Genomic DNA, 23,245 nt, shown 5'->3' on the forward strand with positions numbered 1-23,245 from the left:
TCCCGAATGTTTCGTAGCGAGATGACGTGTCCCTCGCCGAACTCTTCGATGACCATCGCCCGCGCCTCTCGGGGCGACGTCGCCCACACGCTTAGCCTTTTTCCAGGCTCGTCGCCAATCCAGATGAATCCTACGTATTCCTTCAGAGGACTAGAACTCAAGACCATCACTCCTGCCGTTTCATCACCGCTTTAGACAGGCTCGACTTTCGCAGAACCCCCCAATAATCGTGCCCGGCTTCTCCATGACCGCACCTACCTCAGCCGGCGACATCGAGTCGATGTCGTAGACGCTGACTCCAGGGAGGTCGCCGAACGCCACGACATCCTCATCGAAGAACGCACGATGTCCCTCTGTGGTGCCGTCAGCAAACCCATGAACACCGCTCAGGATGTGAACCTCATCATCCCGCATGACGGCAGACTGGACAATTGGAGTCAGATCATCCTGATCGATGGCCCCCGTCGAGGTAAAGATCCGGCCGCCCGCTGCGTTGCTGCTTGTCTCGTCTAGAGATCCACCGTACTTGTTCAGCCCTCGGCCTGAACCTCGGTCACTAGGTGCAGACTTCTTGCTGCTGCCCCCACCCCCGCGCCTCGGAGCCTCCGTCTTCGCACTCGCCTTGCGAGCACCACCAGCACTACTGCTCGGTGAACGCTTCACCTTCGCCGCCAGCGACTTCAGCTCCGCCGCCTGCTTCGAGATCTGCCCATCGAGCTTGCTCAACGCCGCCGACGCAGCCCGCTTCGCGGCGTTGAACGAACGGACGTTGTCGATCAAGTTCTTGACCTTCTTGATCGTCTTGCCGGCCTTGAAGATCGCCGCCCCAGCCGTCCCCGCGACCGCCCACGCACACGCGCCGACGTCGCGGTCCATCACGCACCGCTTGATGTCACCCAGACCCGAGGCCTCGACCCCCAGATCGACCAACGCGCCCTTCCAGTCGAACTCCGCAGCAGCCTTCTTCGCCAACGCCTCGCGACGCGACATCGACGCCGCCAGCTCCGCCTCACCCCGACGCTGCAGCTCAGCCGCCGTGTAGATCGACCCATCCGGACGAACCGTCTTGCCCGTCTCACGAGTCTTCCCGTTCTCCGTCACGCTGCACGGACTCGGCCCCTCCGTGCACGTCACCCGGTGACCATCGGGATCCATCATGTTGACGGGGTTGCCGTTCACGTACGTGTACGTGTTCGCCGTCAACGGATCAGTCGTCACCGACAGGTCCGTCGGAGGCGCAGCCACCCGATACGTGTCCGGCGTCGTGAACGCCGCATCCGACGGGTCGTACGTGCGCGTGCCCAGCTGGTACGAACCCGTCGACCCGTCACGCGCCTGCCCGCGGTACCAAAGGCTGTTCGCCGTCGCACTCATCGCGGAGATCGGCCGCAACCGCGAGACGATCTCCACCACCTACGACCAGCTCGGCAGCCCGAAGTGGATCTCCGACCCGACGAGCGACATCACCATCGGTCCCGTCGCCCACCGCTACCTGTACGAGAAGAAGCACGGCGATCCACCGGCGGCCCCCGTGACGACAACGACTAGAAGACGAAGAGGTCCGCCGTCGGCGACCAGACCACCGCCACGAACCGGCCGTCGGAGCGGACGGCGGCCCGCCAGCCCGTCCACGACGTCTCGGCCTCGACGGCGCACGACTCTCCCTCGAGCACTGGGCTCTCGAGAGCCGGCCGACCCGACCAGCGCTCGAACCGGTCGGAGAGCTCGGGGCAGGTGACGTCGGACTCGTCCCACACCCGCAGCGCCTCGGGCGGCCCCTTCGGTGACGACGCCGAGGCAGGCTCGTCGGGCTGCGCCGTCCGACTGTCGCCCTCGGCCGGGAAGTCAGCCGCTGCCGACGCGAGGCGCGCGTCCACGCGAGCGACGTAGAACGCCATCGCTCCGCCGACGACGACCGGCACGAGCACGACAGCAGCGCAGAGCGCGGTGGCGAGTCCACGGCGGTGCGGGAGAAGCAACGCCGTGACCACGGTCAGCGCCGCACACGCGAGACCGCTCAAGGCGGCCCACGACATGACCGTCCCCGCGGCGTCCGACGTCCCGAGCGCGACCCAGAAGCCCGCGGCCCAGCACACCACCGGTACTGGCGTGGCCAGGACGGCGAGGGCCGCGCGGGGCACCCTTCGCCGAGCCGCCTGCGGGGCGGGACCGAACAGCGCCACCAGCACCTCGACGAGACTCCAGGCCAGCAGCCCGACGGCGATGCCAGACCACAGGGCCGCCTCCAGCACGTCGATGCCGGAGCCCAGCGTCGCGACCACGGGGATGCCGACCGCGGGCACCACGAAGCTCCCGACGAACCTCCACCACCCGGCCGACGCCATGAGGCACGGTAGCGCCGGGAGGGTGCACTGGGCCTCACGTCGCGAGCCCCGACGGAGCTACGGATCCGCGGTGGCCTGCGCGACCCACGACGTCGTCGGCGACCAGACGGCGACGACCAAGGTCCCGTCGGGCCGGAGCGCGGCGCGTCGGCCGAGCCATGCCGAGGAGTGCTCGAGCGTGCAGGTGCGGTCGCCAGGATCGGGCGCCACGTCGCGTCCCGTCCAGTCCTCGAACCTCCGTGCGAGGTCGGCGCAGGTCAGATCAGCACCAGGCCACGCACGCACCACCTCGACCATCTCGTTCTCGGAGAGGTCGACCGCTTCGTCTCCGTCCGCCGGGCGGCTCGGGCCGCGTACTGGGAAGTCGTCCACGGCAGCCTCGACCCGCTCGTCGGTACGCAGGGCGACGATCCCCATCGGGACGGCGACCAGCGCCGGCACGACGGCCCCGACGAGGCACAGACCCACGCTCACCTCGCGCGTGCGCGGCCCGAGCAAACCGAGGACCGCCGCGACGAGCAGGCAGCACGCTCCGACCTGCACCCCACGGACGATCCAGTCGCCTGCCGCCTCGGACCTCCCCAGGCCGACCCAGATGCTCACGACGAAGCAGACCGCCGGGCCCACCGCCGCAGCGAGCACCAGCGCCAGCACCGGCATCGGCCGTCCGAGCGACTCCGCGCGCTGCGACGAGGCCACCGCCCACCCGACCAGGCCGGTCAGCACCCCGATCGTCGCGGCCACCCCGAGGTTCTCGACACCGAGCGCGAGGGCGATCAGGACGGTGGTCACGACGGCAGGGAGCACACCCGCCCGCACGAGACGCGCCCACGCATCCGGCTTCATCCCGGCACGCTAGCCGGGGCGAGGGACCAGGCGCGGCGTCGTCCGCCGGCGATGGGGTGGGCGCACCGTCGGCGATGCAGGAGTCAGCCGTCCGACCCCACAGCGAGGAGACGGCTCAGCCACTTCGTGAGCAGCGCCGTCTCCTCCCCTCCGAGGAGGTCACGCTGCGTCACGGCGTGCTCGAGGACGCGACGCACGTCGGCCTGGAGGGACGGCGACGAGCTCGCGGAGCCGGTGATGGCGGCGATCACTCCCTCGCGCACGGCTATCGAGAGATCTCGGTCCTCGGTCGCGAGGACGATCTGGCGGAGGGTGACGCCGATGTTCGTGACGAGCACGTGCGCTGCCGCCTGCTCCGGGGTCGTGCAGAGTCGTCCCTGCTCGTGCGCCTTCCTCGTCAGCTCGCGCAGCAGCTCGCTCGGCCGGGCCTGCGCCGACGGCGAGTAGCCGGGGCGGACCTTCCCGTACATGAGCGTGTAGAACCCGGGGTTCCTCAGGCCGAACGCGACGTGGGCGTCCCACCCGTCGCGGATGTCCTGGATCGGGTCTCCCGTGCTCTCGCCGGCCGACTTCTCGGCGAGGTAGAGGTCGAACCCACGCTCGACGACGGCGTCGGTCAGGCCCTGCTTGTTGCCGAAGAAGTGGTAGAGCGTCGGCATCTGCACGCCGGCCGCAGCGCACACCGCCCTGAGCGAGACCTCCTCGCCGGGTGCGCTCGCGATCATCTCGGCGGCCGCGTCGAGAAGACGAGTCCGTGTATCGGCTCGCACTTCTTCTGTCATGTCGCTACAGTACTCGTGTATCGCTGATACATGTTCCTATTCACTCGACATAGAAGGAGTGACCATGTCCACGCACACGCTGGAGGGCAAGACCGTCCTCGTCGCCGGAGGTGCCAAGAACCTCGGAGGACTCATCAGCCGTCAGGCCGCGGAGGCGGGCGCGAACGTCGCCCTGCACTACAACTCCGCGTCCACGCGCGCCGACGCCGAGGAGACGCTCGCCGCGGTCGAGGCCGCGGGCGGCAAGGGCGTGATCCTCACCGGAGACCTCACCGTCCCCGACAACGTCGCGAGGCTGTTCGCCGACGCCGAGTCGGCGCTCGGGCGCGTCGACGTCGCGGTGAACACCGTCGGCAAGGTGCTGCGCAAGCCCATCGCGGACACGACCGAGGCCGAGTACGACGCGATGTTCGACATCAACAGCAAGGCGGCGTACTTCTTCATCAAGGAGGCCGGACGGCACGTCGCCGACGGCGGCAAGGTCATCACGATCGTCACGTCGCTCCTCGGCGCCTTCACCGACGGCTACTCGACGTACGCCGGCGGCAAGTCGCCGGTCGAGCACTTCACGCGCGCCGCGGCGAAGGAGTTCGCCGAGCGAGGGATCTCCGTCACCGCCATCGCGCCGGGCCCGATGGACACCCCGTTCTTCTACGGCCAGGAGACGCCCGAGCGCGTCGAGTTCCACCGGTCGCAGGCGATGGGCGGCCAGCTGACGCAGATCGAGGACATCTCCCCGATCGTCCGCTTCCTCGCGACCGAGGGCTGGTGGATCACCGGCCAGACCATCTTCGCCAACGGCGGATACACGACCCGCTGACCCTGAGGAGACCCCCCATGACCGCACCGCACCTGCCCCAGCCCGTGGCCTCCTTCGTGGAGACCGTCAACCGCCACGACGACGAGGGCTTCCTCGACGCCTTAGCCGCCGGCGCCGTCGTCGACGACTGGGGTCGCACCTTCACCGGTCGCGACGAGATCAAGGCCTGGAGCGCTCGGGAGTTCATCGGCTCCCAGGGCATCCTGACCGTCGAGGAGGTCAGCATCCAGGACGACAGCCACGTCACGGTCGTGGGCGACTGGCGCTCGACCCACGCCAACGGTCGCTCCCGTTTCGCGTTCGAGGTGGCGGGCGACGGCTCACCCGCATGACGATCCGCGAGGGCTGAGCGACGACGCGCCCTGGCGTCGGCTCAGAACAGCCAGTCGACGTCGACCAGGCCCGGCCACATCGCGACGTCGAGGGTGCCGTCGGCCAGCAGACGGGGCCGCCGGACGCTCCACGCCGACTGCGACTCGCGCGCGCAGCCGGAGAACCCGTCCGCGTGCCTGCCCTGGCACCCACCCCCGTCCTCGACGCGACGGACGAACGTCCCGCAGTCGAGACCGGCGTCGGGCCAGCGTCGCGCCACCCCGGAGTCGCCGTCGTCGTCGTCCTCGAGGCCCACCAGCAGATACGCCGCGACCAGCGGCGGTGTGGCGCTGGTCGGCCTCGCGACGAGGAGCGCCATCGAGCAGCACCCGACCACCTCGGGGACCGCGGCCACGCAGCTGAGCACGAGCGAGATCGGGTGTCCCCGGGGTGCTACCGAGCAGCGACACGAGCACGAGCAGGCCCGCCCAGACGCCCAGACGCCCAGACGCCCAGACCGACCGTGTCGTCGAACGCCACCTCCGATCGTGCGCCGACGCCCGGCCCGACGACGAGGCGCGGGCGATGAACCCGGCATCCGACGACGGACGTGTCTCGCCACGCTGCGGGACGCTGTCGACCCGCGGGGACCGGACGGCCTCGCGGGCTGATGGACGGGGCTGGATGCGCGTTCCGTCCGTGCGACCGCCGGACTCCTCTGCCACCGGCGCGCTCGGTCTCACGCCGAGTGCATCGAGGACCCCGCGACCAGCTTAGGTCGGACACCCGCCTGGTCGCGCTCCAGGGACCGCGCCCTTCTCCACCGCCCCGCGGGCGAAGAAGGACCGCTAGGGTCGAGACATGCGCGGAATCATCCTGGCCGGGGGCACAGGGTCTCGACTGCATCCCATCACACGCGGCATCAGCAAGCAGCTCGTGCCGGTCTACGACAAGCCGATGGTCTACTACCCGTTGTCCACCCTGATGCTCGCGGGCATCCGCGACATCCTCATCATCACGAGTCCGCACGAGGCAGAGCTGTTCGTGCGTCTCCTGGGCGACGGCAGCGCCTTCGGGGTCAACCTGAGCTACGCGGTGCAGCCGACACCCGACGGCCTCGCCCAAGCCTTCCTCATCGGCGAGTCGCACCTCGGCCAGGAGCCGGCGGCGCTGGTCCTGGGCGACAACATCTTCCACGGGACGGGCATGGGCTACCAGCTGCGCCGACACACCCAGACCGAGGTGGCGGCGATCTTCGGCTACCGCACCTCCAACCCGCAGGCCTACGGGGTCGTCGAGATCGGAGAGGACGGCCGGGCGATCTCCCTGGAGGAGAAGCCGCAGCGGCCCCGCTCGCCCTATGCGGTGCCGGGTCTGTACTTCTACCCCGACGACGTGGTCGAGCACGCCAAGACTCTCGTGCCCTCCGCCCGAGGTGAGCTCGAGATCACTGACCTGAACCGCCTCTACCTCCAGGAGGGCCGCTTGCACGTGGAGGTCCTCCCCCGCGGCACCGCATGGTTCGACACCGGCACCTTCGACTCGCTCAACGATGCCTCGAACTTCGTGCGCACCATCGAGGCGCGTCAAGGGACCCTCGTCGGCTCTCCCGAGGAGGTGGCCTGGCGCGTCGGCTTCCTCTCCGACGCTGAGCTGCTCGAGCGTGCCGAGCGGCACTCCTCGAGCACCTACGGACCCTACCTGCGCGCCCTGCTCGACGAGGGCGACGACGCCCACGATCCCTACCGCGTCTGAGCAGGCCGATGACCATCGACGTCCCGTTCCTCGACCTCGACGCGGCCTACGTGGAGCTTCGTCCCCAGATCGACGCCGCGGTGAGCGGGGTCCTCGCGTCCGGGCGCTACCTGCTCGGCGCCCAGACCGAGGCGTTCGAGGCGGAGTTCGCTGCGGCATGCTCTGCCGCGCACTGCGTCACGGTCGGCAGCGGCTGCGACGCGCTGGAGCTCAGTCTGACCGCACTGGGCGTCGGTCCTGGTGACGAGGTCGTCGTCCCCGCCCACACCTTCATCGCCACCTGGCTCGCCGTCTCCCGCTGCGGAGCCCGCCCCGTGCCCGTGGAGCCGTCACCCGACGGCTACCTCGTCGACGTCGAGGCGGTCGAGGCCGCCATCACGCCGCGGACGGCCGCCATCCTCGTCGTGCACCTGTATGGCGAGGTCGCCGATCTCGCCGCGATCCGCCGGGTCGCCGACCGTCACGGTCTCGCTCTCGTCGAGGACGCGGCTCAGAGCACGGGTGCCCGCGGACGAGACGGCGCCGTCGTCGGATCCGGGTCCACCGCGGCTGCCTTCAGCTTCTATCCGGGCAAGAACCTGGGCGCTCTCGGTGACGGCGGGGCCGTCGTCACCGCCGACGACGACCTGGCTCGACGGGTCCGCCTCCTGCGCAACTACGGGTCCGTGGCCAAGTACGTGCACGAGGTCCGAGGCACGAACAGTCGCCTGGACGAGATCCAGGCGGCCGTCCTGCGCGCGAAGCTGCCGCTGCTGGACGCATGGAACGCTCGCCGCGCGACCATCGCCGCGCTCTACCTCGACCGGCTCGAGGAGGCATCTGGTGTCCGCCTCCCCCCGCACGACCAGGGCCGGTCTGCCTGGCACCTCTTCGTCGTCCGCTGCCACGACCGGGAGACGCTGCAGCGAGAGCTCACCCGTCACGGAGTCGAGACCCTCGTCCACTACCCGACCCCGGTGCACCTGAGCGCGGCCTACGCGGACCACGGACACCGAGCCGGTTCCCTCCCGCACGCCGAACGTCTGGCCCGGGAAGTGCTGAGCCTGCCCATGGGCCCGCACCTCCCGCTCCCGGCTGCCGAACGGGTGGCCGACCTGGTCGCCGTGCTCGCGGCGCGACCCTAGGGCTCGACGCCCTCTGCCACCATCCTCGGACCCGACCGTGGCAGCAGCCCTCCGGCGCGGGCCTGGGCGAAGGACATCGCCACCTCGTCACGACCGGACAGCAGGGCCGGCACGTCAGCCGGCCACGGGAGGGCCAGCTCGGGGTCGAACGGGTCGATCGCCAGCTCGAGCTCCGCATCGTACGGCGTGCTCACGAGGTAGGACATGATCGTGCCGGGCTCGAGCGCCATGAAGGCGTGCGCGGTCCCGATCGGGAAGTACAGCGCGTTGCATCGCCGTGGGTCGAGCTCCACAGCCTCCCAGGTGCCGAACGTCGGCGAGTCCGTGCGCACGTCGATCATGACGTCGAGCGCCCGACCGGCGGCGCAGTGGACGTACTTCGACTGACCGGGCGACGCGGTGAAGTGCACACCGCGCAGGACCCCGCGGTCGGAGACGATGTGGTTCGTCTGCGCCACGGGGAACGGGTGCCCGACGGCCGCCACGAACGCCTCCTCCTGCAAGGGAGACGCGAAGACTCCTCGTGCGTCGTGGTGCACCGTCGGCGTGAACTCCCACCCTCCAGCGACGCGCAGCTGACGTGCCCGCACCGTCAGCTCGCCCTGACGAGCCCGCGGAAGCGTCCCCACCCATCGGCGACATCCTGGTCGAGCTGGTTCAACCGCGCCGTGACCGACTGGTCGAAGCCGTCGAGGAAGTATTCGTCGCCGGGAGCCGGCTCCACCTCGCGCCCCGACTCGACGAACTCGCGCAGCACGTCGTGCAGGCTGTGATCGGAAGTGACCCGCCCGGCGATGTAGCGGTGGGCTCCGTCGAGGTCGGGGAAGCCAGCCTCCCGGTACAGGTACACGTCGCCCAGCAGGTCGACCTGGACGGCGACCTGCGGGTGCGCGGTGGGCCTCATGGTGTCCGGCCGGATCCGAAGCAGCTCCGCGTCGACCCCGCGATGCAGGCTCTCCAGCGCATAGCCGAGGTCGATCGTCATCCCCGGGGTGTGCCGCTCGGCGTACTCCATGAACGCGTCGAGACCGTGGAGGAGCTCGTCTCGCTCCTGCTCGTCGAGCCGGCCGTCGTCGCGACCGCTGTAGTCCTCGCGCACGGTGACGAAGTCGAGCGGACGGTCGGGGCTGGACTCGTTCAGCTCGGCGATGAAGTCGACGAGGTCGATCAGCCGCCCCGTGCGGCCGGGGAGGATGATGTGGTTGAAGCCGAGCCGCAGGTCGCTGCCCCGCTCTTGTCGCTGGTGCATGAACCGCTGCAGGTTGGCCTTGACGCGGCTGAACGCACCCTTCTTCGTGGTGGTCTCCTCGTACTCCTCGTCGTTCAGGCCGTAGAGCGAGGTGCGCAGGGCCCCGAGGTCCCAGACCCCCGGCTGCCGCGACAGGGTCGCGTCGGTGAGCGCGAAGGAGTTCGTGTACATCGTCAGGTCGAGCCCGCGGTTCGCGGCGCGGGTGATCAGCTCGCCCAGACCCGGGTTGGTCAGCGGCTCGAGCCCGCCGGACATGTACATGGTCGTGCGACCGTCGTTCGGCACCTCGTCGATCACCGAGGCCAGGACCTCGTTGCCGGGGGTGAGGGAGTCCGCCGCGTACCGCGCCCCGGTCACACGCACGCAGAAGTGGCACCGGAACATGCACGTCGGGCCCGGGTACAGGCCGACGCTCACGGGGAAGGCGAAGCGTCGCTCGACGGCGGCGTCGAGCGCACCGGCCTCGTTGAGCGGCTTGATCGTGTTGCTCCAGTACTTGCCCGCCGGGCCGTGCTCCACGGCCAGCGCCAGCTCGGGCACGCGGTCGAACACCTCCAGCACGGCCGCGAACTCGTCGCGGTCCAGGCCGAGCCTCTGGCGCATCTGCTCCAGCGGGGTGAACGGGTGCGCCCCGTAGTGGGAGACGAGGGCGGCCAGGTGTGCCGCCTTCGCCTCGACCCCGTCCTCGCCCATCGAGCGGAGTCGCTCGGCGACGAGGTCGCGTGCCGTGTGGTGGTCGACGCCGGGTCGTGCCACGTCTAGAACCTTCATCGATGTCTCCATAGGTGTGGACGTGCCCCTGTCCGGGGCCCTAGCTCGGTGCGTTCCTCGCTGCGGTCAGCCGGCGCGCGACGTGCTCCCCGTCGGCGACGACCAGCCGCAGCACGTCGCAGATCCTGCGGATGTCCTCGGCCGAGACCCCCGGCCCGGTGGGCAGGGCGACGACCTGCGCCGCCAGCCACTCCGCGCTCTCGATGCGCTGGGGGGTCTCGGTCCGGTAGGGCTCCATGAGGTGGCACGGCGGCGAGAAGTACGGCTTCGCGACCACCTGCTCGGCAGCGAGCACCCTGATAATCTCGTCGCGGTCGATCCCGGTGTGCGCGGGATCCACCGAGACGATCACGTACTGGTAGTTGCTGCGCTCCTCAAGGTCGAGCTCGTGCAGCCGCAGGCCCTTCACGCCGCGCAGCTCCTCGGCGTACAGCTCGTGGTTGCGGCGGTTGTGCTCGCAGACCTCAGCGAACGCGTCGAGCGAGGTGAGGCCCATGGCGGCCGACGCCTCGCTCATCTTCGCGTTGGTGCCGACGTGCTCCACCCGTCCGCCCTGGCCGAGGCCGAAGTTGTGCATGCTCCGGGCCCGCGCGGCGAGCGCGGCGTCGTCGGTGACCAGGGCCCCGCCCTCGAAGGACGTGACCACCTTGGTCGCGTGGAAGCTGAAGACCTCGGCGTCGCCGAAGCTGCCCGCTGGCCGGTCGTCGCGCGTGCACCCCAGGGCGTGGGCGGCGTCGTAGAGCATGACCAGGCCGTGGTCGTGCGCGAGTCGGTCGAGCTCCTCGACCGGCGCGACCTGGCCCCACAGGTGGACGCCGACGACGGCCCCGGTGCGCTCGGTGATGCGCCGCTTCACGTCGTCGGGGTCGATCAGCCCCGTGACCGGGTCGACGTCACAGAAGACCGGCTCCAGACCGATCCAGCTAGCGGCGTGCGGCGTCGCCGCGAACGTCATGGCCGGCATGATGACCTCGCCGCGGACCCCCGCCGCGTGCATCGCGAGCTGCAGGCCCACTGTGGCGTTGCTCGTGGCCACGCAGTGCCTGACCCCGGCGATCTCGGCGACGGCGGTCTCGAACTCGCTGACCAACGGGCCGCTGTTCGTGAGCCACTCGTTGTTCAGCACCCAGGCCATGCGCGACTCGAAGCGCTCACGGTCCCCCATCGAAGGGCGACCGACGGTGACGGTGTTGAGGAAGGCTGCGGGCCCCCCGAAGACGGCGAGGTCGTCGATGGTGCGCTTCACGGGTGCTCCCCTTGTGCGAGGGCGAGCGCGCAGGCCATGAGCGTGCGCAGCTCGATGGTGACGTAGTTCTCGTGCGTGAGCAGGTCGCCGATCTCGCCCAGGGTCACCCACCGGTGCTCCGGGGTCTGCGACGTGTCGAAGGACGGCGGCACCTCGACGACGACGTACCGGTTCTGGAGGTGGTGGAAGCGTCCGCCCTCCTCGGACTGCCACGAGTCGTACAGCACCGATCCCTCGTCGGCCGTCGCGACGACGTCGAGGTACGGGGGCGCGGCCGACTCGGGCAGGTCGGCGTAGTTCGCGGGCTGGCAGTGCACGGTCGGTGCGAGCTCGGCGACCTCGAAGCCGCCCGCCTGGGTGCGCATCTGCACCAGGGCGCGGAGCACACCGTCGACCTGGGTGACGAGCAGGGCCAGGAGCCCCGGGCTCGCCGCGGCGACGATGGGCTGCGACCACGAGCCGACCTCGCGTCCGCTGGCGGTGACCGTGATGCCGAAGACGGAGAAGTACTTGCCGTCAACGTGCTCGATGGCGTCCTCGCCGAGGACCCAGCCGGACGACGCCGTGTCGGAGAGCGGGCGCAGCCGCTGCACCAGCTCGCGCCGGGACCGGATGTCGGTGACCCACCGGCGCAGCGCGTGGTCGGGCTCCGGTCGGGCCGCGAGGGAGCGGCGCAGGGCCTGCACGCGCTCGTCGACGACGGGGCCGCCGTCGTCGACGGGGCCGAGGCGTCCGGTGGTCGGTAGGCAGGAGATCACGCTGCGCAGGTCCATGTTGACAACGTTGTCGACGAGCAGCGCCGAGCGCAGCACCGACAGGGGCGTCCAGCGGAAGTCCGGGTGCAGCTCGACGTCCTCCTGCACCTCCACGACGAGGTTCCGGTTGCGCTTGCGCAGGAACCACGACCCCTGCTCGGACTGCAGGACGTCGAGCAGCACGTGGCCCGGAGCCGTGCCGTTGACGTGCTCGATGTAGCGCACCGCGTGGCCACGGTGCACGCCGAGGACGTTGCTGCGCGTCGCTTGGATCGTCGGCGACAGCTGCGCCTTCCCGAGATTGCCGGGCTCGACCTTGGCCTGGACGAGCGCGTGCATGACGCCGTCGACCTCCCGCACGAGCAGGGCGAGGAACCCGACCTCCGGCTGCAGCAGGATCGGCTGCGACCACTCGCGCCGCCACCCGTGGTTCGTCGAGACGGCCAACCCCTCGACCGAGAAGAACCGGCCGGAATCGTGCCGGATCGCTCCGTGCGTGCCGTCGAGGCTCCAGTGCTCAAGGTCGGCGAACGAGGTCCGCTCGACCTGCAGGTCGCGAGCCGCGGCACGCTCGGCGAGCCAGCCGAGCAAGGCGTCGCGCGGATCGGCGCGCTCTCGATCGAGCACGGCTCCGCGTCCCGCGGCAGCCGTGTCCACGAAGGTCGGCGCGTGCTCCATCGGTGGACGCCCCCTTCCTCCACTGGTCGGATCGTGCTGGTCGTCCTGGCCCGTGAGAACTACGTCGATCCTAGCCCGTCGCGGCCCGCCTGAGCACCTCCGCCACCTCGGCGACCTGGTCCACGAGGTAGAAGTGGCCGCCGCGGAAGGTGAGCTCCGTCAGCGCTCCGCGCGAGTTCCGCCGCCATCCGGCAACCGCGTCTGCCGGCACGAGCGGGTCGTCGCGGGCGTGCATGACGGTGAGCGGGGCCTGGACGACGGCGTCCGCCGACCCGCGGTAGGCGCGGACGATGCGGTAGTCGGCCCGCACCGCGGGCAGCACCAGGGCGCGGATCTCCGGGTCGTCCAGCACCGCGACGTCGGTCCCCGAGAGGCGCAGGAGCTCGGTCAGCAGCGCGTCGTCGTCGAGCGTGACCGGCGCCGCCTCCGACCACCCCGGCGCACCCCGGCCGGACACCACGAGGTGCGCGACCGCCGTGCCCCGACCCTCAAGCCGTCGTGCAACCTCGAAGGCCACGACCGCGCCCATGCTGTGACCGAACAGCACCAGCGTCCGCGCCGCGGCACGGGGGGCGAGTCGCGTCGAGACCTCCTCGGCGAGCGCCTCGATCGACGGCAGCTGCGCCTCCCGGTGCCGGTCCTGGCGGCCCGGGTACTGCACCGCCAGCACCTCGAGCTCCGGCAGCAGGGCACCGAGCGGCCGGTAGTAGGTGGCAGACCCGCCGGCGTGCGGGAGCACCAACAACAGCGGCGCGTCGCGCTGCCCCTCGTTCAGCCTTCGGAACCAGACGTCGTCACCGCGGTCGATCATCCTGCGCTCCCCTGGAGGTCGTCGATGCGTACGGCGGCCACCAGGATGCCCCGGTGCCGCACCCACGACCCTTGCAACGTCGAGGGCAGCCCGAGCGCGGCGAGCTCGGGAGCCGGGCGCAGCAACGTCGCCCGGAAGGTCGCCGAGCCCCGGTCGACCACCACCGCCGCGTCGTCGAAGTCGAGCCAGCTCCCGGCGAGCGGGTACCACACCTTGAAGACCACCTCCTTGAGGCAGAACACGAGCCTGTCCCATGCAGGTCCGGGAGCGCTCGCCGTCAGGTCCGCGACCATCGAGACCTCCGTCGGGTCGGCGATGCTGTGCAGGATGCCCTCGGGCAGCGGCTCGTCCGGCTCGGCGTCGATCCCGACGGCGCGCACCTCCGTGCGGCGGCCGACCGCGACGCCCACGTAGCCGCTGCAGTGGGTGATGCTTCCGACGACGCCCACCGGCCACATCGGCTCGCCCCGCGGTCCCGAGAGGATCGAGTCGGCGCGGACGCCGAGCTCGTCAAGCGCCGAGCGCGCCAGACGGCGCCCCGCGGCGAACTCACGTCGGCGCGCAGGCACGGCCCCCACGACCAGAAGGCGCTCCGCCGGGGTGAGGCCGTCCTCGTCCCCGTGCGCGAACGCCTCGCCGACGACCAGGCGGGCGTCGAGGAGCCGACGCAGCGGTCCGTCCCCCACGGGACGTGCACCGACGAGACCCACGACCTAGACGTGGACCGGCATGGTGCGCACCCCGAGGACGATCTGGTCGAACATCGCGAACGACGGGTCCTCGCGGTCGACCACGAGCCGGCCGCGGGACCGGACGATCTCCTCGAGCGCGACGACGTTCTCGAGGCGCGCGAGCGGTGCCCCGAGGCAGAAGTGGATGCCGTGGCCGAAGGAGAGCTGCGCCGCGCCGCGCACCCCGCGGTCGGGGTCGAAGCGATCGGGGTCCTTGTGCGCCTCCGGGTCGCGATTGGCCGACAGCACCCACACGTTCACCATGACGTCGGCCGGGAGGTCCACGCCGCCGACCCGCGCCGGGGCAGTCGTCGTGCGCTGCATCTGCGGGAAGGGTGGACGGAAGCGCAGGACCTCCTCGACGATGGCGGGGATCCGGTCCGGGTGCTCGCGGGCGAGATCCCAAGCCCAGGGATGCTCATCGAGCGTGTTGACGATGTTGCCGAGCAGGACCGTGGTGGTGACGTGGCCCGCGAGGAGGAGCGCGGTCGAGAAGTTCGCCGCCTCCACGTCGTCGAGCCCGCGCCCGTCCACCTCTGCAAGGACGAGCTTGCTCACCAGGTCGTCGGCGGGCGCGGCGCGGCGCTCGGCGCACAGGCGCTGCAGGTACGACGTCAGAGGATCCAGGATCGCCGCAATGCGCTCCGCCAGGGCCGGGTCGGTCGGGTCGTCCATCTGGATGTCGATGAGGGAGGCCGACCAGGAGCCGAACTGCTCCTGGTCCTCGCGCGGCAGGCCGAGCATCTCTCCGATGATGGTGACGGGCAGCGTGAAGGCGATCTCCTGCACGAGGTCGAAACGCGGTCCGGCCGCGTCGAGCAGATCGCGTGCGACCTCGCGGACTCGCGGCTCCAGGTTCTCGACCATCCGTGGGGTGAACGCGCTGCTGACCACCTTGCGCAGCGCGCGGTGGTCCGGCGGGTCCATCTCGTGGATCATCCCCGGGGTCGGCTCGGAGCCCTCGATCACCCGGTTCGGGTCGGAGGAGAACGTGGCGGTGTCCTTCAGGACCTCGCGGACGTCCGCGTGGCGGAACACGTGCCACACGCCGTACTCGTCGCGCCAGACCGGTTCGTGCGCGCGCATCTCGGCCAGCCAGGCGAGCAGGGCCTTCTCGTCGGACATCGGCGGGACCACGTGGGACACGACTCCTCCTCGCGTTGACGGCGTCAGGCGCACCGCCCGACGCGTCGGACCGGCGCGTCCCCACCGTATCCTGAGACGTACCGACGGGGCCCGTCCCGCCGGCGCACCGACGAGGAGCAGGAGCCCATGGCAGGTCCGCAAGACCGTCCGCGAGGGCGCGGACCCTCCTCCGGTCGCCCGCAGCGGCCGGTGGGCGGCCGCAGCCAGCGCGACCGCGACCGGCGGGTCCTCGGCCAGAACTTCCTGCGCGACCCGGCGACCATCCGGCGCATCGCCGACGCCGCCGACGTCGACCCCGACGGGCTCGTCGTCGAGGCGGGTCCCGGCGAAGGGCTGCTCACCCGCGAGCTCGCCCGACGCGCCGGGCGGGTACGCACCTACGAGCTGGACCAGCGCCTCGCGCGACGACTCTCGACCGACCTGGCCCAGGAGACGAGCATCGAGGTCGTCCACGCCGACTTCCTGACCGCGCCTCACCCCGAGGAGCCGTTCCAGTTCGTCGGCGCGATCCCCTACGGCATCACCTCCGCCATCGTCGACTGGTGCCTGACCGCCCCGACCCTGACGTCGGCGACCCTCGTGACCCAGCAGGAGTTCGCGCGCAAGCGGACGGGTGACTACGGACGGTGGACGGCCCTCACCGTCACCACGTGGCCGACCTTCGAGTGGCAGTACGTCGCCAAGGTCGACCGCACGCTGTTCACACCGGTGCCGCGCGTGCACTCCGCGATCATGCGGCTGCGCCGCCGCCCACAGCCCCTCCTGCGCGACGCGGCGGCGAGGTCGCGCTTCGCGGACATGGTGGAGATCGGCTTCGTCGGCAAGGGCGGCAGCCTCTACCGGTCGCTGACCCGGGAGTGGCCGCGCTCGAAGGTCGACAGCGCGTTCGCGCGCGCCGACGTCCACCACGACGAGATCGTCGCCTTCGTGCACCCCGACCAGTGGATCACGCTGTTCCAGCTCCTCGACGGGTCCCGTGGCGGCGCCGCGCGCGGACCGGGCGACCAGCGGGGGCGGCGCGGCCGCCCAGGCGGAGGCCCCCGGCCGGACGGTCGCGCGGGCGGCGGCCCGCGCCGCGACGCGGGCGGGCGCCGCACGGGTGACGGACGCGGAGGTCGCCCCCGTCCCCCGCGCGGCGGCCAGGCCTAGCGGCGCTTCTCCCGCACCATCACCTCGGCGCTGCGGCGCAGGTCCCTGGAGGACGACCCGACCTCCACGGTCCGGCGGCCGGTGCCCGTCACCCAGGCGTCGCGCTCGACGTCCCAATGCTGCAGGGCGCGCGGCTCGATGCGCACCGTGACCCAGCGCGACTCCCCCGCGGCCAGCCGGACCTTCTCGAAGCCCGCCAGCTGACGCTCCGCCTGGGGGAGGTCGACCCTCGGGCTGGCCCCGAGGTAGGCCTGGACGACCTCCGAGCCGGCGCGGTCACCGGTGTTGGCCACCTTGACGCGGGCGACCAGGCCCCCGTCGCGGGCCGGCCGCACAGTGAGCGGCCCGTACCGGAACGTCGTGTACGACAGACCGTGCCCGAAGGCGAACAGCGGGTCGACGTCCTGCTGGTCGTACCAGCGGTAGCCCGAGAAGATGCCCTCGTCGTAGTGCACGGTGCCGTCGACGCCGGGGAACCGGCGCGCGTCGGCCCCGACCGGCGTCTCCTCGACCGAGCGGGGGAACGTCTGGGTCAGCCGTCCCCCCGGCTCCGCGTCGCCGAAGAGCAGCGCGGTCGTCGCCTCGGCACCGGCCTGTCCCGGGTACCACATGTCGAGCACGGCCTGCGTGGAGTCGAGCCACGGCATGGTGATCGACGACCCGGTGTTGAGCACCACGACCGTCCTCGGGTTCGCGGCCGCCACCGCCGCGATGAGCTCGTCCTGGCGTCCGGGGAGGCCCAACGACGTGCGGTCGGCCGTCTCGGCGCCGTCGTCGTAGCCGAAGACCACCGCGACGTCGGCGTCGCGCGCTGCCTCGACGGCGGCGTCCTGCGCCTGCTGCGCGGCGTCGGGCGTGACCCACGTGAGGTCGACGTCGACGGTCGGGTCGCCTCCGGGCGGCGCGGTCCCCGTCAGCTGCAGATCATGCTCTCCGGCCTCCAGGCGGATCGGGACGCTGGTCAGGGGGCCGAACACGTCGCCGACACCGATCGGCGCGGCGCCGTCGACCACCAGGCCGCCGTTGCCGCCGTCCATCCGGACCGCGAGCCGGTACACGCCGGTCTCGGGCACGGTGAGCGTCCCCTCGTACAGCACGCCGCCGGCATCGGGGGTCAGGCGCCCGCCCTCGAACGCGGGCTGGAGCGCGTCGGGCCCGATCGGCGTCCCCCGCAGCTCCTCCCCGACCTCGTAGGTGACGTCGGCGCCCTGGGCCCGCTCGCGGATGGTATCGACCGGGGCGTTGGCGTAGTCGGGCTCGACGTAAGAGCTGCCGAGGCCGGTGACCTTGGGTTCCTTCGCCGTCGGCCCGATCACGGCCAGGTCCTGCTGCGCGTCCGGGTCGAGCGGCAGCACGTCGTCCTCGTTCCGCAGCAGCACGGCGCCGTCCTCGGCCACCCGCTGCGCGACCGCGACGCCACCCGCGACGTCGCGCTCGGGGCGGGCGGGCGGGTCGGCGTCGAGCAGCCCGAACCGCTCCATCTGGGTGAGGATGCGCGTCACCGACGTGTCGAGCCGCGACTCAGGGATGCGACCCTCCTCGATCGCCCTGCCCAGCGCGTCGCCGAAGAACTTTCCGGGCGCGAGCGAGCCGTCGGGGTTGACGTCGACCCCCATCTCCTGGTCCAGGCCCGCCTCGATGTCCTCGGTGGCGTGCGCCGCGCCCCAGTCCGACATGACCCAGCCCTCGAAGTCCCACTGCTCACGCAGGATCGAGGTCAACAGGGTCTCGTTGCTGCAGGCGAAGGTGCCGTTGACCTTCGGGTAGGCACACATGACCGAGGACGCCCCGGCGCGGATCGGCGCCTCGAAGCCGGGCAGCTCGATCTCCCTCAGGGTCCGCTCGTCGATGTCGACGTCGGTCGTGTAGCGGTCGGTCTCCTGCGTGTTGGCCGCGTAGTGCTTGACCGAGGTCATCAGCCCCTGGCTCTGCACCCCGCGGACCTGCGAGGCCGCGATGCGGCCCGTGAGCAGCGGGTCCTCGCTGAACGTCTCGAAGTTCCGGCCGGCCTGTGGCACCCGGATGTTGTTGACCATAGGACCGAGGATCACGTCCTGTCGCGCGGCACGCCCCTCTCGTCCGAGCACCTCGCCGTACTTTCGCGCCAGGTCCTCGTCGAAGGTCGACGCGAGCGCCACCGGCGCCGGCATGGCGACGGCCGGACGACTGATCGTCACACCGGCGGGGCCGTCCGTCCCGCTCAGCTGAGGGATCCCCAGCCGAGGGACACCAGGGAGCCAGAGCTTTTCCAAGGGGTCGTCCAGGTTGTAGTTCCAGTAGACGAAGGACAGCTTCTCCTCGACCGTCATCTGCGTCACCAGACGATGGACCTTCCGGTCGTCCCAGGACTCCTCCGGCCCGGCGGGCCTCGCCTCGACCGCAGCAGTCGAACCGGCTGACAGCACCATCATGATCCCGAACAATCCCCCAAGGATGCGCATGTGCCATTGTGCCCACAGGCCCGGCGCGCGACGCAACCGAAGGACGCCCCGACCCGTGCGCGAGCACCTCCACGGACGAAATCCGCGCTTCTCCGGCGGCGCGGGCGTCGAGTAGGGTCGTCGACGTGAGCATCTCGGCCTGCCGCATCTGCGGACACACCGACCTCGAACCGATCCTGTCCCTGGGCGACCAGGCACTCACGAGCGTCTTCCCGGACCGCCCGGACGCTGCCGTGCCGTCCGTCCCGCTCGACCTCGTCCGGTGCACACCGCCTGGCTGCGGTCTCGTCCAGCTCCGCCACACCGCAGACTTCGGGCTGATGTTCAACGACGGCTACGGATACCGCTCGGGCATCCGACCCTTCATGATCAACCACCTCGGCTCGCTCGTCGCGTCCGTGCGCGCCAAGGTCGACGTCGGCCCCTCCGACCTCGTGGTCGACATCGGCAGCAACGACTCGACGCTTCTGCGCTCCTACCTGCCCGACGCGCCCACGTTGGTCGGCTTCGACCTCGTCGGCGAGAAGTTCCGGCACCTGTACCCCGACGGCGCCGACCTGGTCGCCGGGCCGTTCTCCGCCGAAGCCTTCCAGGAGCGGTACGGCGAGCGCCGGGCGCGGATCGTGACCTCCGTGGCCATGTACTACGACCTGCCGGACCCGGTGGCCTTCATGCGCGACGTGCGCGACGTCCTCGCCCCAGACGGCCTCTGGGTGGCCGAGCAGAGCTACCTTGCCTCCATGCTCGACGCCGGCGCGTACGACGTCGTCTGCCACGAGCACCTGGAGTACTACGCGCTCGCCCAGTTCGACTGGATGGCTGAGAGGAGCGACCTCGTCGTGATCGACGCCGAGGTCACCGACGTGTACGGCGGCAGCCTCCGGGTGACGCTCGGGCACCGCGGCGGTCCGCACGCGCCGAACACGGAGGCTCTCGACCGGATCCGGGCTGCGGAACGCGCTGCCGGGCTCGCGACACCGGCTCCGTACGAGACGTTCGCCCGGCAGACCGAGGAGCACCGCGACCGGCTCGTGGACTTCCTCGACCGGTCGCGCGCGCAGGGCCGGACCACCCTCGGGTACGGCGCGTCCACCAAGGGGAACGTGATCCTGCAGTACTGCGGCCTGACCGCGGAGGACCTGCCGTGCATCGGCGAGGTCAGCCCGGAGAAGGCGGGGACGTTCACGCCGGGGACTGGCATCCCGATCGTCTCGGAGGAGGACGCGAAGGCGCGCCGGCCCGACCAGCTGCTGGTCCTGCCGTGGATCTACCGCGACGGCTTCGTGGAGCGCGAGGCCGAGTTCCTGGCAGGGGGCGGATCACTCGTGTTCCCCCTGCCGCGGTTCGAGGTCGTGTCATGACGGCGCTGCCGGAGGTGCCGGACCTGGACTCCGACGCCTTCCACGTCGACTGGTACGACACGTACGCCCAGCTGCGCGAGCGTCGGCCCGTCACGCCCGTCCGGTTCTTCGGCCAGGACGCGTGGCTCGTGACCGGGTACGAGCAGGCCCGGACCGCCCTCACGGACCTGCGCCTGAGCAGCGACCCGAAGGCCCAGTACCCCGACGTCGACGTCGACTTCCCGGCCTACCTCGGCTTCAGCGACCGCGCCAAGCACTACTTCGTGAACAACATGGGCACCAGCGACCCGCCCAGCCACACCCGGCTGCGCAAGCTCGTCGCGCGGGAGTTCACGGCGCGCCGGGTCATGGCGATGCGGCCCCGCGTGCAGCAGATCGTCGACGGTCTGCTCGACACGATGGCCGAGACCCCCGACGCCGACGTGGTGGCCTCGTTCGCGCACCCGCTCCCGATCCAGGTGATCTGCGAGCTGCTCGGCGTCGAGGAGGGCCGGCGCAGCGACTTCGGTCGATGGAGCGCCGAGATCCTCATCATGGACCCCGAGCGGGCCGAGGCGCGCGGGGCGGCCGCCGAGGAGGTGGTCGACTTCATGCTCGACCTCGTCGAGCGGCGCCGGGCCGCGCCGGGCGACGACCTGCTGTCGGCGCTCATCCAGGCCCGGGACGTCGACGAGGCCCGCCTGAGCCAGGACGAGCTCGTCTCCGTCGCCCTGGTGCTGCTGCTGGCCGGGTACGAGGCGTCGGTGAGCCTAATCGGCATCGGCAGCTACCTGATGCTGCGCCACCGCGAGCAGCTGGACGTCCTGAAGGCCGACCCGACGTTGTGGCCGAACGCGGTGGAGGAGGTCCTGCGCCTCTACGCCCCGCCGGAGACCACCACGCGGTTCGCCGCGCAGGACGTCGAGATCGACGGCGTGAGCATCCCCGCCTACAGCATGGTTCTCGTGGCTGGGGCGGCCGCGAACCGCGACCCCGCGCGCTTCCCGGACCCCGACCGCTTCGACGTGCGCCGCGACACCAAGGGACACCTGACGTTCGGCCACGGCATCCACCACTGCCTGGGCCGTCCGCTGGCGATGCTGGAGGGCGAGGTGGCCCTCCGGTCGCTGTTCGAGCGGTTCCCCGACGTGCACGCCACCGATCTCGACGCGGTCGCGTTCCGTCGCTCGCTGCTGCTGCGCGGCATCGACAGCCTGCCAGTCCGTCTCGGCGGGTGAGCCGTGACTGACGCCGACGGCTGGTTACGCTGCCTCCGCCGCGAGGCTGGGGCGTCCGCGGACCTGCTGTGCCTGCCGCACGCCGGCGCGGCCGCGGACTCGTTCGTGGCGCTGGCCGCTGCCCTCGCCCCGGACGTCGAGCTGTGGGCCGTGCAGTACCCCGGACGTCAGGACCGCAGCACGCAGGAGCAGCTGCCCACGGCCCAGGCGATCGCCGAGGTCGTGGCCGACGCCTGGCGCTCGCGGGCGCGGACCCGACCGTTCGCCGTGCTCGGGCACAGCATGGGCGCCCTCGTCGCCTACGAGGCGACGCGACTCCTCGAGCCGGCCGCCGTCGACGCCCCGGTGCGTCTCGTGGTCTCCGGCCAGACGGCACCGGAGCAGCACGCGGGCCGCACGGACCTGCCGGACGACGACGGCCTGCTGGCGGAGGTCCGGCGCCTGGACCCCGGCACCGTGCTCGACGACGAGGACCTGCGCGAGCACGCGCTGCCGACCCTGCGGGCCGACTACCGCGTCCTGCGCGACTACACCTGGGACCCGCGGCCGCTGCTGCGCACCCCGCTGACCGTCCTGTGCGGCGACGCCGACCCGCTGACGCCCGTCGCCGACGCCGAGCGCTGGCTCGCGCTCTCCATCGTCCCGGGGCGCGTCCGTACGCTCGAGGGCGGCCACTTCTTCCTGCGCGACCACGTCGACACCGTGGCCGCCCTCGTGCGTGAGGACCTCCTGGACTAGGCGGTCGGCTTCCGGGCCGAGGCGATCACGAAGTCCAGCGCGGGGAGCTCACCCTTCATGCCGGCGTCGCTGGTCAACGACCGCTTCACCTGGGAGTAGAAGAGCCGGCTGACGCTCGACTTGAAGCTGTCCTCGGCGAGCTTGTGCTGCCAGTACTCCAGCCACGGCTCCATGACGCGGTCGCGGATGCTGCGCACCTCGACGTCGACGAACCCGGCCGCCTCGAGCTGCTCGGCGTACACCGCGCGCGGGACCCAGTTCGCCGCCGGCATGCCGCCGGACAGCGAGCCCTTGCGCTGGGGCGCCAGTCGGGGCGTGCTCGAGCGCTCCCCGTCGAGGTCCAGCGGGATGATGTCGCCGATGGCGAGCGTCCCTCCCGGCTTCAGCACGCGGAACGCCTCGGCGAAGAACGTCGTTCGCGGGTCGTAGTGCAGCGCGGACTCCAGCGACGTCACCCGGTCGAAGCGCTCGGCCTCGAACGGCAGGTCCGTCGCGGACCCCTCCGAGAACGACAGTGACTCGGTCAGTCCCTCCGCGACGGCCCGCTCCTGCGCGGCCGCGACGTGGCTCGGCGTCAGGTCGATGCCGGTGATGCTGGCCGGGCGACGGCTCTCCCACCAGAAGAAGTCCTGCGCGCCGAGGCCGAAGCCCACGTCGAGCAGGTGGTCGCCCGGGCCCATGCCGGAGGCCTGCGCCAGCTGGTCGGCGAGGGCCTCGTTGGCCTCCTCCAGACTGCTGCAGCCCGGCTCCCAGTACCCCAGGTTGATGTAGGCGCCCTCGGTCGTGGCGTCGTGGTCGTCGGCGAACAGCTCGTACGCGACGCGGGTCCGGGTGGACGGACGCACCCGCGTCCACACGTGCCACCGGACCACGTCACGAACGTCCTTCACGATGCTCTGTCGTGCTGCCATGCCCCTCGATGTCCTCTCTTCATGACGACCGCCGTCCGTGCGGACGACGGGTCGGGG

Annotated in this window: 21 protein-coding genes and 1 pseudogene; 8 read left to right on the forward strand and 14 right to left on the reverse strand. The window is 71.2% G+C overall.

Annotated features, from left to right (window positions below; translation table 11 throughout):
- Positions 1 to 183 precede the first annotated feature (183 nt).
- From Aeryth_RS15770 to Aeryth_RS15785, 4 genes are all read right to left on the reverse strand, one after another.
- Positions 184 to 1,413 (reverse strand): RHS repeat-associated core domain-containing protein, encoded by a 1,230-nt coding sequence (locus tag Aeryth_RS15770; protein WP_067860635.1) that lies wholly within the window; start codon positions 1,411 to 1,413, stop codon positions 184 to 186.
- A gap of 131 nt (positions 1,414 to 1,544) precedes the next feature.
- Positions 1,545 to 2,345 carry a hypothetical protein gene (locus tag Aeryth_RS15775; protein WP_067860637.1) on the reverse strand — a complete coding sequence of 267 codons (801 nt, stop codon included), beginning with the start codon at positions 2,343 to 2,345 and terminating at the stop codon, positions 1,545 to 1,547.
- A 57-nt stretch (positions 2,346 to 2,402) separates the two neighbouring features.
- Positions 2,403 to 3,191, reverse strand: coding sequence for a hypothetical protein (locus Aeryth_RS15780; RefSeq protein ID WP_067860639.1), 789 nt, complete (start codon positions 3,189 to 3,191; stop codon positions 2,403 to 2,405).
- Between the two features lie 83 nt (positions 3,192 to 3,274).
- Complete coding sequence (locus tag Aeryth_RS15785; protein WP_067860641.1) at positions 3,275 to 3,973, reverse strand: TetR/AcrR family transcriptional regulator; 699 nt, start codon at positions 3,971 to 3,973, stop codon at positions 3,275 to 3,277.
- A gap of 64 nt (positions 3,974 to 4,037) precedes the next feature.
- On the opposite strand from Aeryth_RS15785, the gene Aeryth_RS15790 reads away from it, so the two are divergent.
- Both Aeryth_RS15790 and Aeryth_RS15795 read left to right on the forward strand, forming a co-directional pair.
- Entirely contained in the window at positions 4,038 to 4,793 is a 756-nt protein-coding gene (locus Aeryth_RS15790; RefSeq protein ID WP_067860643.1) for an SDR family oxidoreductase, read from the forward strand.
- A gap of 17 nt (positions 4,794 to 4,810) precedes the next feature.
- Positions 4,811 to 5,125, forward strand: coding sequence for a nuclear transport factor 2 family protein (locus Aeryth_RS15795; RefSeq protein ID WP_236749761.1), 315 nt, complete (start codon positions 4,811 to 4,813; stop codon positions 5,123 to 5,125).
- Between the two features lie 41 nt (positions 5,126 to 5,166).
- Here the strand turns inward: Aeryth_RS15795 and Aeryth_RS15800 are convergent, their stop codons facing one another.
- Complete coding sequence (locus Aeryth_RS15800; protein WP_144433822.1) at positions 5,167 to 5,520, reverse strand: hypothetical protein; 354 nt, start codon at positions 5,518 to 5,520, stop codon at positions 5,167 to 5,169.
- Positions 5,521 to 5,966: 446 nt separating this feature from the next.
- Between Aeryth_RS15800 and rfbA the strand changes: the two genes are divergently transcribed.
- Both rfbA and Aeryth_RS15810 read left to right on the forward strand, forming a co-directional pair.
- A complete protein-coding gene (gene rfbA, locus Aeryth_RS15805; protein ID WP_067860648.1) occupies positions 5,967 to 6,860 on the forward strand; it encodes a glucose-1-phosphate thymidylyltransferase RfbA in 894 nt (297 codons plus the stop codon).
- A gap of 8 nt (positions 6,861 to 6,868) precedes the next feature.
- Positions 6,869 to 7,984 carry a DegT/DnrJ/EryC1/StrS family aminotransferase gene (locus Aeryth_RS15810; protein WP_257721381.1) on the forward strand — a complete coding sequence of 372 codons (1,116 nt, stop codon included), beginning with the start codon at positions 6,869 to 6,871 and terminating at the stop codon, positions 7,982 to 7,984.
- On the opposite strand, the gene Aeryth_RS15815 is transcribed toward Aeryth_RS15810, so the two are convergent.
- From Aeryth_RS15815 to Aeryth_RS15845, 7 genes are all read right to left on the reverse strand, one after another.
- Positions 7,981 to 8,574 (reverse strand): dTDP-4-dehydrorhamnose 3,5-epimerase family protein, encoded by a 594-nt coding sequence (locus tag Aeryth_RS15815; protein WP_067861931.1) that lies wholly within the window; start codon positions 8,572 to 8,574, stop codon positions 7,981 to 7,983. The two genes, Aeryth_RS15810 and Aeryth_RS15815, sit on opposite strands and share 4 nt — an antisense overlap.
- Positions 8,575 to 8,576: 2 nt before the next feature.
- Positions 8,577 to 9,989, reverse strand: a complete 1,413-nt coding sequence (gene desII / locus Aeryth_RS15820; protein ID WP_202967682.1) for a dTDP-4-amino-4,6-dideoxy-D-glucose ammonia-lyase — start codon at positions 9,987 to 9,989, stop codon at positions 8,577 to 8,579.
- A 55-nt stretch (positions 9,990 to 10,044) separates the two neighbouring features.
- Positions 10,045 to 11,250, reverse strand: a complete 1,206-nt coding sequence (locus tag Aeryth_RS15825; protein WP_067860653.1) for a dTDP-4-dehydro-6-deoxyglucose aminotransferase — start codon at positions 11,248 to 11,250, stop codon at positions 10,045 to 10,047.
- Positions 11,247 to 12,683 carry an NDP-hexose 2,3-dehydratase family protein gene (locus Aeryth_RS15830; protein WP_083516502.1) on the reverse strand — a complete coding sequence of 479 codons (1,437 nt, stop codon included), beginning with the start codon at positions 12,681 to 12,683 and terminating at the stop codon, positions 11,247 to 11,249. Before Aeryth_RS15830 ends, Aeryth_RS15825 begins: the two co-directional genes overlap by 4 nt.
- Positions 12,684 to 12,753: 70 nt before the next feature.
- Positions 12,754 to 13,494, reverse strand: a complete 741-nt coding sequence (locus Aeryth_RS15835; protein ID WP_067860655.1) for a thioesterase II family protein — start codon at positions 13,492 to 13,494, stop codon at positions 12,754 to 12,756.
- Positions 13,491 to 14,180, reverse strand: a complete 690-nt coding sequence (locus Aeryth_RS15840) for a 4'-phosphopantetheinyl transferase family protein (protein WP_158509220.1) — start codon at positions 14,178 to 14,180, stop codon at positions 13,491 to 13,493. Before Aeryth_RS15840 ends, Aeryth_RS15835 begins: the two co-directional genes overlap by 4 nt.
- A gap of 27 nt (positions 14,181 to 14,207) precedes the next feature.
- Positions 14,208 to 15,371, reverse strand: a complete 1,164-nt coding sequence (locus Aeryth_RS15845) for a cytochrome P450 (protein WP_202967683.1) — start codon at positions 15,369 to 15,371, stop codon at positions 14,208 to 14,210.
- 189 nt (positions 15,372 to 15,560) lie between these two features.
- Here Aeryth_RS15845 and erm point away from each other — a divergent pair.
- A pseudogene (gene erm / locus Aeryth_RS15850) lies at positions 15,561 to 16,337 on the forward strand (ErmE/ErmH/ErmO/ErmR family 23S rRNA (adenine(2058)-N(6))-methyltransferase); the annotation flags it as partial.
- Between the two features lie 179 nt (positions 16,338 to 16,516).
- On the opposite strand, the gene Aeryth_RS15855 reads toward erm, so the two are convergent.
- Positions 16,517 to 18,829, reverse strand: a complete 2,313-nt coding sequence (locus tag Aeryth_RS15855) for a beta-glucosidase family protein (RefSeq protein ID WP_236749891.1) — start codon at positions 18,827 to 18,829, stop codon at positions 16,517 to 16,519.
- Between the two features lie 257 nt (positions 18,830 to 19,086).
- Here Aeryth_RS15855 and Aeryth_RS15860 point away from each other — a divergent pair, with 257 nt between their 5' ends.
- The 3 genes from Aeryth_RS15860 to Aeryth_RS15870 are packed head-to-tail and all read left to right on the forward strand — an operon-like array spanning position 19,087 to position 22,277.
- Positions 19,087 to 20,322 (forward strand): class I SAM-dependent methyltransferase, encoded by a 1,236-nt coding sequence (locus tag Aeryth_RS15860; RefSeq protein ID WP_067860659.1) that lies wholly within the window; start codon positions 19,087 to 19,089, stop codon positions 20,320 to 20,322.
- On the forward strand, positions 20,319 to 21,539 hold the full coding sequence (locus tag Aeryth_RS15865) for a cytochrome P450 family protein (protein ID WP_067860662.1): 1,221 nt from the start codon (positions 20,319 to 20,321) through the stop codon (positions 21,537 to 21,539). Before Aeryth_RS15860 ends, Aeryth_RS15865 begins: the two co-directional genes overlap by 4 nt.
- Positions 21,540 to 21,542: 3 nt before the next feature.
- On the forward strand, positions 21,543 to 22,277 hold the full coding sequence (locus Aeryth_RS15870) for a thioesterase II family protein (protein ID WP_067860663.1): 735 nt from the start codon (positions 21,543 to 21,545) through the stop codon (positions 22,275 to 22,277).
- Here the strand turns inward: Aeryth_RS15870 and Aeryth_RS15875 are convergent.
- Complete coding sequence (locus Aeryth_RS15875; protein WP_067860665.1) at positions 22,274 to 23,188, reverse strand: SAM-dependent methyltransferase; 915 nt, start codon at positions 23,186 to 23,188, stop codon at positions 22,274 to 22,276. The two genes, Aeryth_RS15870 and Aeryth_RS15875, sit on opposite strands and share 4 nt — an antisense overlap.
- Positions 23,189 to 23,245: the final 57 nt, after the last annotated feature.

Source organism: Aeromicrobium erythreum (assembly GCF_001509405.1).
GTDB lineage: Bacteria > Actinomycetota > Actinomycetes > Propionibacteriales > Nocardioidaceae > Aeromicrobium > Aeromicrobium erythreum.